This is a genomic window from Pseudomonas bijieensis, assembly GCF_013347965.1.
In the GTDB taxonomy this organism is placed as follows: Bacteria; Pseudomonadota; Gammaproteobacteria; order Pseudomonadales; family Pseudomonadaceae; genus Aquipseudomonas; species Aquipseudomonas bijieensis.
The window spans coordinates 5,332,496-5,348,305 of sequence record NZ_CP048810.1 but is presented as its reverse complement, the minus strand read 5'-3'; the positions used below and the strand labels follow the sequence as shown (position 1 = coordinate 5,348,305).

The window sequence follows — 15,810 nt, the reverse complement described above, 5'->3', positions numbered from 1 at the left end:
GGGTTATCTCCGGGTCGGGTCGAACGTGACAGGCAGCGAGGCCCAACAAGCATCGTAGTCGGTTTGCAGTTGCGGGCAGTCCAGGGCGAAACGGCTCGGGCGCAACACCTGGCTGGTCTCGAACATGAATGCCATGGTGTTGTCGATTTTCGCCGGCTGAAGTTCAGCGTTGATCGCCTTGGTGCAGGTTTCGCCGTCCGGGCCATGGGCACTCATGCAACTGTGCAAGGACGTGCCACCCGGCAGGAAACCTTCCGCCTTGGCATCGTAGGCACCCTGGATCAGGCCCATGAATTCGTTCATCAGGTTGCGGTGGAACCACGGCGGACGGAAGGTGTTTTCCGCCACCATCCAGCGTGGCGGGAAGATCACGAAATCGAGGTTGGCCAGGCCATGGACACTGGTGGGCGAGGTCAACACAGTGAAAATCGACGGGTCCGGGTGATCGAAGCTGACCGTGCCAATGGTGTTGAAGCGGCGCAGATCATACTTGTACGGCACGTTGTTGCCGTGCCAGGCCACCACGTCGAGGGGCGAATGATCCAACTCGCAACCCCACAACTCACCGAGGAATTTCTGCACCAGCGGGGTCGGTTGCGCGAGATTCTCGTAATGGGCGACCGGCGTCAGGAAATCCCGTGGGTTCGCCAGGCCGTTGCTGCCGATGGGGCCGAGGTCCGGCAAGCGCAACGGCGCGCCGTGGTTCTCGGCGAGGTAACCACGGGCCTGCGGATCGAGCAGTTCGACGCGAAACTTCAGGCCCCGGGGCAGCACGGCGATTTCCAGCGGTGCCAGCTCCAGCACACCCAGTTCGGTGGCGATCCGCAGCCGTCCCAGTTGCGGCACGATCAGCCATTCACCGTCGGCGTTGAAAAACACCCGCTCCATGGAGCGGTTGGCCCGGTAGTGATAAAGGCTGATGCCGGCCGGTTTGTCCGCAGCGGCGTTGGCCGCCATGCACACCAGCCCGTCGATGAAATCGGTGGGCTCGGCGGGAATCTCCAGCGGGTTCCAACGCAGGCGATTGGGCGTGACTTCGCCCAATGGTCCGCCCGCCAATTGCCGTTCGAGCTTGGTGAAGGCCGGGTGATTGGCCGACGGCCGGATACGATAAATCCAGGTACGCCGCGCTTCGCTGCGGGCCATGGTGAACGCGGTGCCGGAGAACAATTCGGTATAGAGACCGTACGGAGCTTTCTGCGGTGAGTTCTGGCCCACCGGCAATGCACCGGGCAATGCTTCGCTGGCAAATTCGTTACCGAAGCCTGATTGGTAGACCAGGTCCGACACTGGGGAATCGAGGTTCATGGAGCCTCCAGGAATGCGGCCCGTCACTCAACGGAGTGGTTGAGGCGCACCGGGTTTATTTTTATCGTAATTCAATTACGCATAACGTAATTTGCTCGACAGCGACCGTCAAGCTATAAAGACGCCCATTCGCCTCTGGACCCTGCGCCACCATGGAAACCCCGCTCAGCAACGGTAAACAGAAAGTCCGCTCGGCCGAAGTCGGCACCGACATCCTCAAGGCGCTGGCGGAACTGTCCCCCTCCACATCGCTATCGCGGCTGGCCGAACACGTGCAAATGCCGGCGAGCAAGGTGCATCGATACCTGCAGGCCTTGATCGCCAGCGGGTTTGCCGAGCAGAACGCCGCCACCAACCACTATGGCCTGGGCCGCGAGGCCCTGCGCGTGGGCCTGGCGGCGCTCAACGGCATGGACGTGCTGCAAGTGGCCGCCCTGCCCTTGTCCGAGTTGCGCGACGACTTGAACGAAACCTGTTTCCTGGCGGTATGGGGCAACCATGGCGCGACCGTGGTGCGTATCGAACCCGCCGTGCGGGCCGTGACCGTGGTGACGCAACTGGGCTCGGTATTGCCGCTGCTCAGTTCGTCCACGGGGCTGGTGTTCAGCGCTTATCTGCCGGAGCGCGAGACCATCGGTTTGCGCGAACAGGAAGTACAAGGCAGCGAGCATCACTCCCTCGCCGACGACCGCGCCTACGCCGCCCTGTGCGAGCAGATTCGCAATCGCGGCCTGCACCATGTGCATGGCTTGCTGATGCCGGGCGTGGATGCCTTGTCTGCTCCGGTATTCAATGCCGTTGGCGAGGTGAAGGCGGTGATGACCATCGTCGGTCCGACCTCGCTGTTCCACGCCGACGAAAACGGCCCGGCGGCGCAACGCCTGTTGGCGGCGACCCGGGCCGTGAGTTGGCGGATGGGGTATGAAGCAGGTCCGGGATCAGCCCAGGAAATCCGGGACAATCCTGATCAGTAGTTCATTGAGATGAGCGGGGACCAGCCGCGGATGGCTATCACGCTCTTCGCCACTGAAGGCAACCATATAAATACCCTGATGATCGCCCTTGGAGTGGTAGGGAATATCATTATGGTGGAAATGGTCCAGTAGGTATTCAACCAGTAGTTCAGAAGACGACACCATCCGTTTACCGGAGTCATGGGGCACAAAACTGGTGACGTAGACTTTATCCAGGTCGACGCCGGGCAAATGAGCTTTCAAGGCCGCATGAACATCCATGGCATCCAACGGCCGGATGGAGCGCTTGGATAAATCCATTGCAGGTTTTTCTGCCAGGCTTGTAACGATATCCACGACAATTTTTTCAAAAGCGATTAAATCCAGGGCCTTGACCCGGTCTTCCGTGGCAAAGGAATAACGCTTGCTGAACACATTACTGACGGCTTGTGTGTAATTGGGCAATCGCTGCTCCACAACGCAGGCCAGCGCCTCATCGAACAGGGTTTCGGAAGATCCAACTTCGGTGTTGGGAAAATCTGCCAATGTATTCAGATAGGTGTTCAACGGGTTGACGCCCAAGCCATCCAGACGATCGCCCAACAGCACCTTTACCGCAAAATCCACGCGAGTGTTCTTCAGGGCGCGAAGTTTTTCGGAATAAGAAGAAAATAACTGAGTATTCATAAACATCCTTGTCATGTCAGGGGCACGAACTTCCTGTTCGGCCGATCAATTCAGTTATACCTCAGCCTCCCCCCTTATTGTAAAAAGGCAAAATGTAAGAGTGCGTAAAGAACTCGATTGAAACTAAGCCATCATGCCCATGACCTTGGCTTTTGCTACCGCTTGAGTACGCCGCTGCACCCCCAACTTGCTATGTATCCGCCGCGAATGAGTTTTTACGGTATGCAACGATATGAACAACCGTTCGGCAATTTGCTGGTTGGAATAGCCCTGTGCAATCAACTCCAGCACTTCCAGTTCACGGTGACTGAGTAACGGTTCTTCGACCGCCAGCACGGTCGTCTCCTCGACTTGCTCCGTCATTTGTGCCCAACGCAAGAACTCGGGCTGGCGCAAGCGCAACTCACACAAAGCTTGCTCGGCCCGCCAGCAGGTGACTCGTTCAAACCCCTCCTGCAGCATCGTCCGGGCCTGGGCACGATCACCGGACAACCAGACAACCTCCGTCAGCACCAGATGCAGCTCGGTTTCCAGGCTGTGCATTTCACTGTCCTGTGCCTGGGCGATCATTGCCCTGAGTCGAGTTTGCGGATCATGTGCCCGCTGCAAGTAGACCTCGGCCAGCACCAGCAGGTATTCAAGTCGCGCAATCAACTCCAGGGTCGCGGGAGGCGCGTGTTTGGCCCGCGGTCCGCGAAAATGGCGCAAGACGCGGGTCAAGGCTTCATGGGCCAATTGCGCCCGTCCCTGTTGCAACCAGAACTGGCAACTGGTTTGCAACAACACGCCACGGTAAACGGTGTCGGGGATGTGCCGCTGCTGCATGATCCGCTCGGCATCGCGCAGTTGCATGAAGGCTTCGCCATAGTCGCCTTGGTTGGCGGCCAGGGTAGCCTTGCCGAGAAAGCCGTAGAGCACCTGTTTGTCCTGGCTGTGCAGGCCCGTTTCCAGGCCCGCTTGAAACTGTTCGGCGGCCCGTTCCTCAAAGCCCATGCGCAAGGCCAGGCGCCCACGCCGCAGGGCAATACGCCCCAACAACGCAGAAAAATCCTGGCCCGGTTTATCCAGCAGCGCCTGAACGGCGGCCAGCAGATGATCGGCCCGGTGCGGTGCCCCCCGTTGCTCCAGGATTTGGGCGTGGTCCAGTTCCAGCAACCCTTCAAATACCAGCGAGCCTTGCGCACGCGCCAGGCACAATGCCTGTCGGTTGATCAATTGTGCAGAGGCCAGTTCGCCGGCAAGCAGCGCCTGTTGCGTCAGCCCACCGAGGCACAGCACCCGTTGGGCCCAGGCATCGGGGTCCAGGCTGCCCTGGGCTTGGAGGAAGTGCTCACGCGCCCGCTCGCCATCGCCCGAGAGGTGCAGCAACCAGCCCTGCAAGACCTGCCACCTTGCCAGCACCTGTCGCTGCCGACAGGCTGAAGGCTGGGGCATGAACCTGGCCAGTTGTTCAATACATGCCGAGGCCTGGTCGAAACGGCCGGCGAACAGCAGCGCAGCGGTGACCAACCCCACCGATTGCGGCGTACCAAGGGTCAGCGCTTCGCCTTGTTGATCATGCAAGCCCAACAACAGCACGACGTTGCGGCGCTGCAAGACGTGTTCGAAGCTCAGATGCTGCAAGAAACTCACGGCCGTCTCGAACTCTCCGGCCAACAGGGCTTGCTCGAACGCCATTTGCCAGTCCTGCTCGGCAGCAAACCATTGGCAGGCCCGGCGATGCCAGGAACGCCCTTGCGACCAGGGCTCTTCACGGACCAGCCGAGCCAGGGCCGGGAATATCTGCAACCAGTCCGATGTCTGCTCCCACGGCTCGATGAAACACCCCAGGTCCAGCAACAACGGCAGGCACTCAGCGCCCACGGTGTCGCCGAACAGATGCTCGCACAGCCGGGCATTGAAGCGCGGCAAACGCGCCAGCACACGCCAGGCCTGCGCCAGGTCCGGGGTCAGCGTGCTGAACAGTTCGTACTCCAGGTAGTCGAGCAAGGTCCCGGGCCGCCCTGGCGTTGCATGACTGCGTGCCCATTCGCAACGCTCGAGCAGGGTGATGCGTACCCCGGCACACCAGCCGCCACTGCGCTGGATCACCTCACGGGCAGTGCGGGCAGCCTGAGGACCGGGCAGGTGACGAAGCAATGGCAGGACATCGTCAGGGGTGAAGAACAACGCCTGCGCATCGAACTCGTGCAGCTCGTCATCGAGTAACAGCCGCGGCCAGTTGCAGTGGGGCCGACGGCGGCCATTCAACCACAGATGCAACGCCGGACTGCTGTTATTCAACAGACGGTCAAGCAACTGGTCCAGTTCTGGATTCGGCACCCGGCAGTAATCATCCAGGAACAACCACGTGGGGGTTTGCAAACGCGCCAGGTGGGCCAGTAGCCCCGCTTCATCCAGCCTCGGCAAGCCGAGGGTCTGCGCCAAGTGCTCGCACATTTGCACCGCGCTCAACGCCGCGCCCCACAGGGGCAACCAATGCAAGCGACAACCGGGGGGAGCCTGCAGGAAGCATTCGGCGAACAATGCACTCTTGCCACTGCCCGCCGGCGCGCAGAGCAGTTTTACCCGCGCTTCGGAAGTCAGCAGCGGCTCGCTCAGGGACCGCCGCGGCACATGCGTCGAGGACAGGCGAGGCAGCAATCCTGGACGGTCCGGACACGGGGTCATGGCGGTCATGTGGGAAGATCCTGTTTATTGTTATCTCACCACCCTAGTCCTGTGTCGCCAAGCTTTGGAGAAGTATTCAGCGCGCTGATTGGCGCCCATAAAAAAACGACCGGCAGGAGCGCTGCCGGTCGATCATGATCATCAAGTCAGGCACAACCTGATGAAGAGAGGATTTACTGTGGGAGCAAGGCTTGTCCCACAGATAAATCCCCTCGCCACAGTTGGCTGCCAGACCTTAGCGAACCCCGGTCGAACGCAGCGCTGCCGGCGTGTAGTCGGCGGCCCTGGCTTCGAAGCCATACTCGTAGCTGTGTTTCTCTTCGTTCTTCATCCCCAGCGCGATGTAGCGACCAGCGATGATGTCGTAGAGCGCCTCCAGGGTGTAGCCCGGGTTCTGATGGTCGTAGTAGAACTGGGCATGACCTTCGGCAACACGCCACAGTTGGCCGCGACCGTCGTAGTGATCCACCAGCGCCGCCTGCCAGCTGTCCTCGTCGAAGTACATGTGGCGCTTGGCATAGATGTGCCGCTCACTCGGCTTGACCGTGCCGACCACTTCCCAGACCCGGTGCAATTCATAGCGGGTCAGGTCCTGGTTGATGTGGCCGGCCTTGATCACGTCGTCGTACTTGAGGCTTGGCGAATCGAGCTTGTAGCTGTTGTACGGGATGTACATTTCCTTCTTGCCGATCAGCTTCCAGTCGTAACGGTCCGGCGCGCCGGAAAACAGGTCAAAGTTGTCGGAAGTACGCAGACCATCGGCGGCGGTACCCGGGCCGTCGTAAGCCACTTGCGGGGCGCGACGCACCCGGCGTTGGCCGGCGTTGTAGATCCAGGCCAGGCGTGGTTCCTTCACTTGGTCGAGGGTTTCATGCACCAACAGCACGTTGCCGGCCAGGCGTGCCGGAGCAGTCACCTCCTGCTTGAAATAGGTCAATACGTTGCTGGCCTTTTCCGGGTCGGCGTCCTTGATCAGGAACGGCACGGCAATTTCTTCTTCAAAGCGGATCGGTGTGAAGCTGCCATTGGTCTGCGGCGTGGCCTGGGTGATGATGCGCCGCAGGTTACCGCCGTGATAGCGGGTGACGTGGTTCCACAACACTTCCACACCATTCTTGGGAATCGGGAAGGCGTAGTAGCGGTTGCCGGTGAAATTGGCCAGGCCATTACCATCGTTGATGGCGTTCACGTTAAGGGCGCTGCGCTTGGCCGACTCATAGATTTCCGGTGGCAAGCCGACGCTGCGATGAGTCGGGTAGACCGGGATCTTGTAGGTTTCCGGGTAACGCTTGAACATCGCGACCTGGCCTTCGGACAGCTTGTCCTTGTACTTGTCCACAGTCGCGGCGGTGATGGTGAACAGCGGTTTTTCATTGGCAAATGGGTCGGCCAAAAAGCCCTTGCTGTCCACGGCTCCGGCATTTTTCGGAATACCGCCAGTCCAGGCCGGGATCGAGCCATCGGCATTGCCGGCTTTTTCCGCGCCCAACGGCGTCAGGCTGGTGCCCAGTTTGTTCGCTTCATCCGGCGAGACCGCCGCCATCACGTTCGCGGCCAGCAGGCTCAAGGCCAGGGCACCGCATTGCAGGATCATCTTGCGCATTGGGTTTTCCTTGTCAGCCAGATCAGAAGTTCACGCCGAAGCTCAACGCGAGGAAGTCGCGGTCTTCGAGAACGTTGTAATCGCCGCCAAAAAAGTCGGTGTAGCTCAAGCTGGCGGTGTAGGTGTTGCGGTAATCGGCATCGACACCAACGCTGACCGCCTTGGCGCCTTCGTTGAACAGACCGTTGGGGCCATAGCCGGCCACGTCATGGGACCAGGACACGTTGGGCTTGAAGTTCACCCCGCCGATCACGTTGGAATAATCAAGAATCGCCCGGGCGCGATAGCCCCAGGACGTCGAGGTGACGAAGCCATCGGTGTCACCCCGGAAGCCATACTGGCCATAGACCGAATCACGGCCATAACGCAGCTTGTCCTTGGACTCCAGGCCACCGACATGCACCACCGCCGCCTCGCCGACCACGGTCAGGCGATCAGCCCCCAGCACCTGATCGAAGAAGTGCGTCAGGGTGCTCTGGACCTGGGTCACTTCCTTGCGCCGGTAACCGGTGTTGTCGGCACCCGGTGCGGTTGCGATGGGCGACGCCGCGCCACCGGCAATCGGGTTGACCAGGGCCAGGGTCAGGTCGTTGGTATTGACCTGAACCGGCGCGTTGGGACGATAGCTGACTTCCCCGGTCCACGCGGTGCCGGTGGGCAACGTCGTGGAGAAACTGGCGCCGTACAGGCGGATGTCTTCCGGGTATTCAAGATAATACCCACCACGCCCCAGCATCACACTCTGCGCCAGACCCGCACCGCTGCCAGGCGCCAGGCCGTTGGCAATCGCGACCATGCCCGGCAACGCCGCCAGCGTCGAGAGCCCCGCCGTGGTCGTCCCGACGGTAGGCGTACGGCTGTGGTAGTTCATGAAGTACAGGCCGTACTCGGTGTCATCGCCGAGCCAGCGCAACGCCGTGCCCCACTGGCCGGAGTCGCGGGCGTCGCGGTCACCGCCACGGGGAATGATCACCCCTTCACTGGAGACCTGGATATCCTGGCCAAATGCCTGGGTCAATGGCACGAACGGCGCAATCGCCGGGCTGCCCACAGTGTAGCCAGTGGTGCAGCCATCGGCCACCACATCGTTGCCGAAGAACGTGCCGCAGTTATCCACCACGGTCTGGTCCCACTCCAACTGGTAGAAACCTTCGATAGTGAGCTTGTCGGTCAGGCCCTGGGAAGCGAACAGCATGTTCACCGGGATCAAGCCTTCCTTGATCTCCGCACCAGGGCGACGGAACGCGGACACGTCCACCGGGTTGATGCTGTTGATGGAGTTACCGATGAAGGTACTCTCCCCCCAACTGACCACCTGCTTGCCGGCGCGCACGGTGCCCGGCAAATCGGCGATGGAATAATTGTGATAGACGAAGGCATCGAGAATCTGTGCCCCCGAGGACTTGGCGCCTTCCTTGCGATTGCTGTCGCTGATGTCCTTGAACTCGCGGCCTTCATCCTTGAGTTCGAAGTCGTACCAGTACTTGCCGCGCACGAACACACCGGTATCGCCGTACTTGAGTTCGAGGTCGTGCAGGCCCTTGAAGATTTTGGAAAAGGTCTCGCCTTTCTTGAAATTCAGCCGCCCATCATCACCGGTGGAGGACTGGCCCCGGCCGCCGTTGACCGTGCCGACCAAGTCCTTGTCGGCATCGCGCATGCCCCAGCTCGCGCCCACGGACAGCGACGAATCGAACTGACCCTCGATCTCGCCAATGTTGAATGAAACGGCCTGCGCCTGGGCACAGCAACCCAAGGCCACCGCGACGGCCAGCGCCTGCGGCTTGAAGATGGCGCGCATTGTTATTGTTGTCATGCGTCTTCCCCGGTGAGTGACAGAGGCTTCACCCTACTGCCGCACGCCATGGGCGATAAGCGCACCAAGGAGGTATTCGCGCTGTACCTAAAAAGGATTACAGCCCTTGCACGGCGGGCCTTTGCGCCGTGCATGGACGGTCTGGATGATGGGTCATCAGCGCCGCGCATATTCATGCCCGGCCTGCGACTGTTACGCGCCCTGCAACGGTGCATGTCCGGATCCGGGCTGTTTCCCACCGGGCTCGATGCCTATGCTGGCCGGGCTTGCAGGGCAACGGGCCTGCAAGCCCAAGTCGTCATGGCATCCCTCATGCCTGGCGCACCGTCATTCGGATGGATTGCTTATTGGTCCATCATCCCGTGCTTAGCGACGTTGGTTTGTAGCTCCTTTGCAACGTCATGTTTAGGCCGCTGCTTTTGGCAGCGGCCTTTTTTATGTGGGGTTATTTCCAAGTTAAAATTTCTTGTTTCCTACAGTGTTGTCGGAAAGGCTCACCTGCCTGCATTTAGAGATCGAACTTATAGTTTTCCTTGGTCGCCCAGGATGGGGGACTAAGCAAATAGCCATGAACGACCGCGTGTGTTTCAAGCAATCCTGACTCTCTAATATTTGAACACTCCCTGCCGCTGATTAAGCAGCAGGGGTCACAATACCGCGCATTGATCTACCGAACCCGTAGTATTTGGCCCCTTTCCCATCAGTAGAAAACGAGATGCACCTTTTCTACCCTAAAAGACACATTGAAATTCATAGAGCGCCCAAACTATTAAAAAATCAATAACAGACATAACTGAGAAAGAATTCCTCGCCTTTGTAGTAGAAATCTCAGAGGGAAATTATCCTTCAGAAGAAGCCGATATCGAGGCAGTACTAGAATTCGAGAGAATCTCAGAACATCCCGCCGGGTCAGATTTACTATTCTATCCAGAGCCCGGTAAGGAAAGCTCAGAAGCGATAGTAAATGAGATAAAAAGCTGGCGTACTGCCAACGGAAAACCAGGCTTCAGGCAGCCCTGACCCTGTATAAATCAACGCCCTTTTGCTGCTGACAGCCCGCGCAGCAAAAGGGTTTTCTATCGCCATCATTAATAATCCTTAGCCTCTTAGCGCCCGTTCCTACAATAAAACCAGAACCCAACTACGTGCACATAAAAAATCCACTGTTACGCTGAAATCAATCGCAGCACTTCGCTTCGATTTATTGAACAGCGAGTTATCGAGAATGCAAATAAACAATACAAGCTATCGCTCAAAAAAAGGCCATAATAGTCGCGTTCGTTTTTTGGTTTTCCATTACACCGCCGGCAACTTCACATCGTCCATCAATGCACTGACTGGCCCTTCGGTCAGCGCCCATTACCTGATTCCCGACTTTTGCGATCCCACCTATTTGAAAGCAGGTTTCAAGGAACCGCAGATTTTCAACCTGGTAGACGAAAACCAGCGGGCCTGGCATGCAGGTGTAAGCAGTTGGGGGAATCGCAGCAACCTGAACGACAGCTCGATCGGCGTGGAAATTGTCAATTTGGCGACCGATAACCAGGGGCAATTTACCTTTCCGCCCTATAAGGAACAGCAAATCGAGGCGATCGAATATCTCGCGGCGGATATTCTCAAGCGCTACCCCGACATCAGCCCGGTCAACGTGGTGGCGCATTCGGACATCGCCGCCGGGCGAAAGAGTGATCCAGGTCCGATGTTCCCCTGGCACGCGTTGTATCTCAAGGGTATCGGCGCCTGGTTCGATGACACTACTCAAAAGACTTTTTTGCAGGCTTACCAAGCCAGCGGAATCCCTCTTCGCGAACAATTGCTCACACTGTTCAAAAAATATGGCTATGACACCTCGGCGGCCACGACAAGCGCGGGCTTCCAGCGCCTGGTGCGCGCCTTCCAGCTGCACTTTCGTCCGGCCAAATATGATGGTGTGATGGATATCGAGACCGCCGCGAACCTGGCGGCCCTGGTGAAAAAGTATTTTCCATGAGCACGGTTGCCGCCGCTGACGGCAACCGGCCCAGGCCATGAAGTTTAAATGGCGTGGCGTTGCAGATTCGCCATCATTTCCTTCAAGGCTTCCAGGTTGTCGTTCGGGTGTACCGCATTTTCAAAGTCGCAGATCTGCTGCCAATGGGCGGCGACGTCTTCGGGCGAAAAGCCTTTACGCGGGTCGAAGCCCGCCCCCAGGCTGCGCTCCCAGCGCACCTTGCCCATCCAGCCGCCGCCCACTTCGAACAGGCCAGAAGTTTCCTGGCAGTTCTCACTGGCCAGGTACACCACCAGCGGGCTGACGAGTTCAGGCTTGAGTTGTTCGAATACCTGCGGCGGGATCAGGCCTTCGGTCATGCGGGTGCCGCCGGTGGGGGCGATGGCATTGACCAGGATATTGTTCTTGCGGCCTTCGATGGCCAGGGTCCGCGTCAGGCCATAAAGACCGAGCTTGGCCATGCCGTAGTTGGATTGGCCGAAGTTGCCATAGATGCCAGAGGTGGAAGCGGTGAAGATCACCCGCCCGTAGTTTTGCTCACGCAGATGCGGCCAGGCGGCCCGGGTCACCTTGTAGGCGCCCTCGACGTGGACGCGATAGACCAGGTCCCAATCGGCGTCGTCCATTTTGTGGAACGTCTTGTCCCGCAGAATCCCGGCGTTATTAACCACCACATCGACGCGACCGAATGCGTCGAGGGCATTTTGTACAAGCTTGTCGCCATCGGTCACCGAGTCGTGGTTGGCCTCGGCGATGCCGCCCGCCTCGCGGATTTCGGCGACCACCCGATCTGCTGCCGAGGCGTTGGCCCCTTCGCCCTGGGCCGAGCCGCCAAGGTCGTTGACCAGCACTTTCGCGCCTTGCCTGGCGAACAGCAGCGCATGGGCGCGTCCCAGGCCGCCGCCGGCTCCCGTGACGATCACGACTTTATCTTCGAAGCGCACAGACTCACTCATGGCAGAACTCCAGCAGGCGGACAGGACAATGGGCACGAGTGTCCGGCACAAGTGGGCCGGTCACAATCAACACGGTTGCGAGTGAATGGTGGCCGATAAGGCGGGGGGATGATGCAGGCCCAAGCCACGGCGGCACATTCGATTTTCCTGCTGGCCGCAGCACCGCTATCGCGAGCAGGCTCGCTCCCACAAGGGATTTCTGTTGCCCAAAAATTCTGTATTCACAATCGCTCCCACCCGGGCTCGCTCCCGCAGGGTGTCGTCATGAACAGGCCATTTGTCTGCGCGGCGTGGCGATGGCCTCACGAAAGGCCAGGTAATGCTTGAGCACCTGCACCGGGGCCTCGGTGTGCGGGTAATGCCCGATGTCAGGCAACAGCACCGTGTCAGGGTTGGGGATCAGGGCCTCGTAGCGCGCCACCATGTGCTCACCGGAAATCGGGTCGACCGCGCCGTCGATCACCCGCAACGGCACATCGCCGCGCTGCATCGCCTGTACCCAGCGATCGCGCTGCACACGGCGCTCGGGAATATAGCTGATGAGTTTATGCATGATCCGCGGACCGTGATGGGCTTCTACCAGGCTCCAGAAATCATCCAGTTCGCTTTCCGTGGGGCGGGTCTTGGGGCCGAAAATCTGCCGGAAACTGCTGACCAGGCTCTCCCGGGAGAACGCCCGCCCCAACAGCCAGCCCAGGGGGCTGAGCAAGAGTTTCTGGGCCAGGACCGGACGATGGGTTTCCGGGAACAGGCCACCATTGAGAAAGACACAACTGGCAAGACGGATGCGCGCTTCGTAATGCCGTGCAAGCAGCTCCTGGGCCACGCTGTCACCGTAATCGTGGGCTAGCACATGCAGTTCGTCCTTCACGCTCAGGTGCGCCAGCAAGGCCTGTTGCAGATCGGCCTGCTCCAGCAGGCTGTAGACGTGATCCGTCGGCTTGGCGGAGTCGCCGAAACCGAGCATGTCACAAGCGATCACCCGGTAGCGTTGCGCCAACGGTTGCCACAGGTAATGCCAATCCCAACTGGCGGTGGGGAAACCGTGGATCAGCAGCAACGGCTCGCCCTGCCCCGCCACCCAGTAACGGATGGCATGGCCACGGAACATGAAGATCTGGCTGCGCTGGCGCCAGATACGCAGGGGAATCTGCGCCGGAGGCATCAGCTTCTATACCCGGCGTCTTGTTGATCGAGCTTGCGCAGCAAAGCCGGCCAGGCCAACGCGCCGCCCATGCCCTGGGCGCTTTTGGTCACCCCGGCGATCATCGCCCGGGCGCCGGCCAGGATCTGTGGCTCGATGGCAATCAGTTCGGCCCCACCGTTCTGGGCCAGGACCTGGATGTCACAGGCTCGTTGGAAGGTGAACATCATCAGGAAGGTATCGGCGATGGTCCCGCCACAGGTCAGCAGGCCATGGTTGTGCAGCATCAGGAAGTTGCTCTGGCCCAGGTCCGCCTGCAGGCGCGCCTTTTCTTCGTGATTCAAGGCCACCCCTTCGTAGGCGTGATAGGCCAGGCTCGAGAGCACGAACAGCGATTGCTGGCTGATCGGCAGCACCCCCTGCTTCTGTGCCGATACCGCCACGCCAGCGGCGGTGTGAGTGTGCAGCACACAGGCCACATCATGGCGCACCTCATGCACCGCGCTGTGAATGGTGTAACCGGCCGGGTTGATCTCGTAGGGGCTGTCCATCAGCTTGTTGCCGGCCTGATCGACCTTGACCAGGCACGAGGCGGTGATCTCATGGAACATCATCCCGAACGGGTTGATCAGGAAATCTTCGGTACCGGGGACCTTCGCGGAAATATGGGTGAAGATCAGGTCATCCCAACCATGCAGCGCGACAAGCCGATAACAGGCGGCAAGATCCACCCGGGTTTGCCATTCGGCCGCACTGACCTGTTCCTTGATACTGAGTGTCGTTTGGATAGGCGCTACGCTCACGGCTCTGCCCCTGTTTTCTTGTTATAGGTATCGATCGAAACGTCGTACGCAAGAAAATCAGTCTAGTCAGGTCTTTCAGAGGCGGTAGTTGCATTGGCAGCCAGCTTACTGGCCGAACGAGTCAGCGCCTGCGCTTCAAGGGCGCAACGTGTCGATCAACTCCGCGAGCCACGGCTCGGCATCGGTTTCCGGTGTGACGCTTTCACTGGCGTCCAGACGCAGCATCGGCAGTATTTCACGCACGCCCAATTCGGCGAACAGCTCGCACATCTGCTCGCCGCCGGCGCAGAAGGTATCCCCATAGCTGGCATCGCCCAGGCCGATCACCGCGCCAGGCAAGCCGCGAAAAAAACCTGGCAATTGGTCGCGGATGGTCGAATACAACGGCATCAAATTGTCCGGCAACTCACCCATGCCGGTCGTGGAAGTCACCGCCAGCAGCGCCTCTGGCGCGAATGCCTGGACATCCGCCAGGGTCGCGCGAGGGTCGTGCCAGGCGTCAAAACCCGCATCGCGAAGCAGTTTGGCGGCGTGCCGGGCGACTTCTTCGGCTGTGCCGTATACCGAGCCGGAAAGGATGGCGACTTTCATCAATCTGATCCTGAAGCTGAAAAAGAACCGGGATAGTAACAGTTGCACCTGCCTGGCTGCGAATGGCTCTCGATAGCCATAATGGCCAGTGGACAGCCTAACGATTTCTTCTAGAATGCAGCTCCAACACGGACGTTCAAAGGGGATTTTCTCCATGATCAACGCTCAACTGATGCAACTGGTCATCAACGCTTCGAACGACGGAATTGTCATCGCCGAAAAAGAAGGCGAAGACAACATCCTGATCTACGTGAACCCGGCCTTCGAACGATTGACCGGCTATCAGCGCGACGAAATCCTTTATCAGGATTGCCGGTTCCTGCAATCGGGTGATCGGGACCAAGCCTCTCTGGAGCCTATTCGCCAGGCCTTGAAAGAGGGCGGTGCTTGCCGCGAGGTGTTGCGCAACTACCGTAAGGACGGCACGCCGTTCTGGAATGAGTTGTCGCTGTCCACGGTAAAAAACCAGGCTGACGGGCATACCTATTTCGTGGGTGTGCAAAAAGATGTCACGGCCCAGGTCAAGGCTCAACAACGCGTCGCCCAGCTGGAACGGGAGCTGGCCGAAGCACGAGAGACAATTGCCCGGCTTGAAGCGACGAACGGTGTAAACAAAACCACGAATTAATGGTCAGTCACTACAATCACCAGTGAAAATGTAAATTATCATTTCGAGCAGATCATGCAGCGCGATGCCCTCCTGACGCAGGATGAACTGGATTTCATCCGCACCATGCAACACAACCCGCAGTTGAACGAGCGGGATGTCACGTCGAGCTTGCTGGTAAACGGTGGGTCGCAGATCCGTGACTTGCTGACACGTCTGGCCGCCAATGAGCAGGTTACGCTGCAAGCCAATTTCGAAAACCAGCAGATGACCTTTCCGCTGCATCTGGTGGAAGACGAATTCCATGCGATGCACCTGCGCTTGGGTGTGCCGAGCATCTACGAAGACGGACCGAAGATTCGCCCATGGCGCCTGGCGCTCGAAGAGCCGGTAGCGCTGGAAAATATCAAGGGGCAACCGGGACCGCTGTGGGTCCACGAAGTGTCCTGCAAGGGCGTATTGCTGGAAAACCGCAGTCGTGCCAAGCCGCCGAAGCAGTTTGCCTTGTGGTTCAGCCCATCGGGCTACGAGAGAATTTCGTTACGAGGCACCTTCGAACGGGAAACCGATCAAGGCCTGTTTGCCTACCATCTGAGCCAGAATGACCAGGACGAGACGGAACGCCTGCGCCAGTACATCCTGCAGCAACATCGCCTGACCCATCCAACCATGCATCTCTAAC

Annotated in this window: 14 protein-coding genes; 5 read left to right on the top strand and 9 right to left on the bottom strand. The window is 59.2% G+C overall.

All coding sequences use genetic code 11. The features are described from left to right. Window positions 1-3: 3 nt before the first annotated feature. The gene (hmgA, locus tag GN234_RS23595; protein ID WP_176689158.1) at window positions 4-1,308 is read right to left on the bottom strand and encodes a homogentisate 1,2-dioxygenase; all 1,305 of its coding nucleotides are present in this window, start codon (window positions 1,306-1,308) and stop codon (window positions 4-6) included. A 152-nt stretch (window positions 1,309-1,460) separates the two neighbouring features. Here hmgA and GN234_RS23590 point away from each other — a divergent pair, with 152 nt between their 5' ends. Next, complete coding sequence (locus GN234_RS23590) at window positions 1,461-2,282, top strand: IclR family transcriptional regulator (RefSeq protein ID WP_176689157.1); 822 nt, start codon at window positions 1,461-1,463, stop codon at window positions 2,280-2,282. On the opposite strand, the gene GN234_RS23585 is transcribed toward GN234_RS23590, so the two are convergent. From GN234_RS23585 to GN234_RS23570, 4 genes are all read right to left on the bottom strand, one after another. Continuing rightward, complete coding sequence (locus tag GN234_RS23585) at window positions 2,247-2,948, bottom strand: hypothetical protein (protein WP_176689156.1); 702 nt, start codon at window positions 2,946-2,948, stop codon at window positions 2,247-2,249. The genes GN234_RS23590 and GN234_RS23585 overlap by 36 nt on opposite strands. Before the next feature lie 123 nt (window positions 2,949-3,071). After that, entirely contained in the window at window positions 3,072-5,627 is a 2,556-nt protein-coding gene (locus GN234_RS23580; protein WP_176689155.1) for a helix-turn-helix transcriptional regulator, read from the bottom strand. Window positions 5,628-5,853: 226 nt separating this feature from the next. Next, window positions 5,854-7,221, bottom strand: a complete 1,368-nt coding sequence (locus tag GN234_RS23575) for a DUF1329 domain-containing protein (protein ID WP_109754862.1) — start codon at window positions 7,219-7,221, stop codon at window positions 5,854-5,856. Window positions 7,222-7,243: 22 nt separating this feature from the next. After that, complete coding sequence (locus GN234_RS23570; RefSeq protein WP_176689154.1) at window positions 7,244-9,037, bottom strand: DUF1302 domain-containing protein; 1,794 nt, start codon at window positions 9,035-9,037, stop codon at window positions 7,244-7,246. A 768-nt stretch (window positions 9,038-9,805) separates the two neighbouring features. Between GN234_RS23570 and GN234_RS23565 the strand changes: the two genes are divergently transcribed. Together GN234_RS23565 and GN234_RS23560 are read left to right on the top strand one after the other, a co-directional pair. Beyond that, window positions 9,806-10,057 (top strand): bacteriocin immunity protein, encoded by a 252-nt coding sequence (locus GN234_RS23565; RefSeq protein WP_176689624.1) that lies wholly within the window; start codon window positions 9,806-9,808, stop codon window positions 10,055-10,057. Between the two features lie 205 nt (window positions 10,058-10,262). Further along, window positions 10,263-11,027: an N-acetylmuramoyl-L-alanine amidase gene (locus tag GN234_RS23560; protein WP_176689153.1), complete on the top strand. Its 765-nt coding sequence runs from the start codon at window positions 10,263-10,265 to the stop codon at window positions 11,025-11,027. A gap of 44 nt (window positions 11,028-11,071) precedes the next feature. Here GN234_RS23560 and GN234_RS23555 read toward each other — a convergent pair whose 3' ends face one another. The 4 genes from GN234_RS23555 to GN234_RS23540 form a co-directional block, all read right to left on the bottom strand. Beyond that, window positions 11,072-11,983, bottom strand: coding sequence for an SDR family oxidoreductase (locus tag GN234_RS23555; RefSeq protein WP_134925770.1), 912 nt, complete (start codon window positions 11,981-11,983; stop codon window positions 11,072-11,074). Window positions 11,984-12,245: 262 nt separating this feature from the next. Then, window positions 12,246-13,148 (bottom strand): alpha/beta fold hydrolase, encoded by a 903-nt coding sequence (locus GN234_RS23550; protein WP_176689152.1) that lies wholly within the window; start codon window positions 13,146-13,148, stop codon window positions 12,246-12,248. Beyond that, a complete protein-coding gene (locus tag GN234_RS23545) occupies window positions 13,148-13,930 on the bottom strand; it encodes a class II aldolase/adducin family protein (RefSeq protein ID WP_176689151.1) in 783 nt (260 codons plus the stop codon). Before GN234_RS23545 ends, GN234_RS23550 begins: the two co-directional genes overlap by 1 nt. 135 nt (window positions 13,931-14,065) lie before the next feature. Beyond that, window positions 14,066-14,521: a flavodoxin gene (locus tag GN234_RS23540; RefSeq protein ID WP_109754868.1), complete on the bottom strand. Its 456-nt coding sequence runs from the start codon at window positions 14,519-14,521 to the stop codon at window positions 14,066-14,068. A 154-nt stretch (window positions 14,522-14,675) separates the two neighbouring features. On the opposite strand from GN234_RS23540, the gene GN234_RS23535 reads away from it, so the two are divergent. Both GN234_RS23535 and GN234_RS23530 read left to right on the top strand, forming a co-directional pair. Further along, the gene (locus tag GN234_RS23535) at window positions 14,676-15,149 is read left to right on the top strand and encodes a PAS domain-containing protein (protein WP_109754869.1); all 474 of its coding nucleotides are present in this window, start codon (window positions 14,676-14,678) and stop codon (window positions 15,147-15,149) included. Window positions 15,150-15,203: 54 nt separating this feature from the next. Then, window positions 15,204-15,809: a hypothetical protein gene (locus GN234_RS23530; RefSeq protein WP_109754870.1), complete on the top strand. Its 606-nt coding sequence runs from the start codon at window positions 15,204-15,206 to the stop codon at window positions 15,807-15,809. The last annotated feature ends 1 nt before the right edge of the window (window position 15,810 follow it).

Coding starts and splice junctions, on each gene's coding strand:
- hmgA (WP_176689158.1), bottom strand. CDS start 1,308: ATGAACCTCGATTCCCCAGTGTCGGACCTGGTCTACCAATCAGGCTTC.
- GN234_RS23590 (WP_176689157.1), top strand. CDS start 1,461: ATGGAAACCCCGCTCAGCAACGGTAAACAGAAAGTCCGCTCGGCCGAA.
- GN234_RS23585 (WP_176689156.1), bottom strand. CDS start 2,948: ATGAATACTCAGTTATTTTCTTCTTATTCCGAAAAACTTCGCGCCCTG.
- GN234_RS23580 (WP_176689155.1), bottom strand. CDS start 5,627: ATGACCGCCATGACCCCGTGTCCGGACCGTCCAGGATTGCTGCCTCGC.
- GN234_RS23575 (WP_109754862.1), bottom strand. CDS start 7,221: ATGCGCAAGATGATCCTGCAATGCGGTGCCCTGGCCTTGAGCCTGCTG.
- GN234_RS23570 (WP_176689154.1), bottom strand. CDS start 9,037: ATGACAACAATAACAATGCGCGCCATCTTCAAGCCGCAGGCGCTGGCC.
- GN234_RS23560 (WP_176689153.1), top strand. CDS start 10,263: ATGCAAATAAACAATACAAGCTATCGCTCAAAAAAAGGCCATAATAGT.
- GN234_RS23555 (WP_134925770.1), bottom strand. CDS start 11,983: ATGAGTGAGTCTGTGCGCTTCGAAGATAAAGTCGTGATCGTCACGGGA.
- GN234_RS23550 (WP_176689152.1), bottom strand. CDS start 13,148: ATGCCTCCGGCGCAGATTCCCCTGCGTATCTGGCGCCAGCGCAGCCAG.
- GN234_RS23540 (WP_109754868.1), bottom strand. CDS start 14,521: ATGAAAGTCGCCATCCTTTCCGGCTCGGTATACGGCACAGCCGAAGAA.
- GN234_RS23535 (WP_109754869.1), top strand. CDS start 14,676: ATGATCAACGCTCAACTGATGCAACTGGTCATCAACGCTTCGAACGAC.
- GN234_RS23530 (WP_109754870.1), top strand. CDS start 15,204: ATGCAGCGCGATGCCCTCCTGACGCAGGATGAACTGGATTTCATCCGC.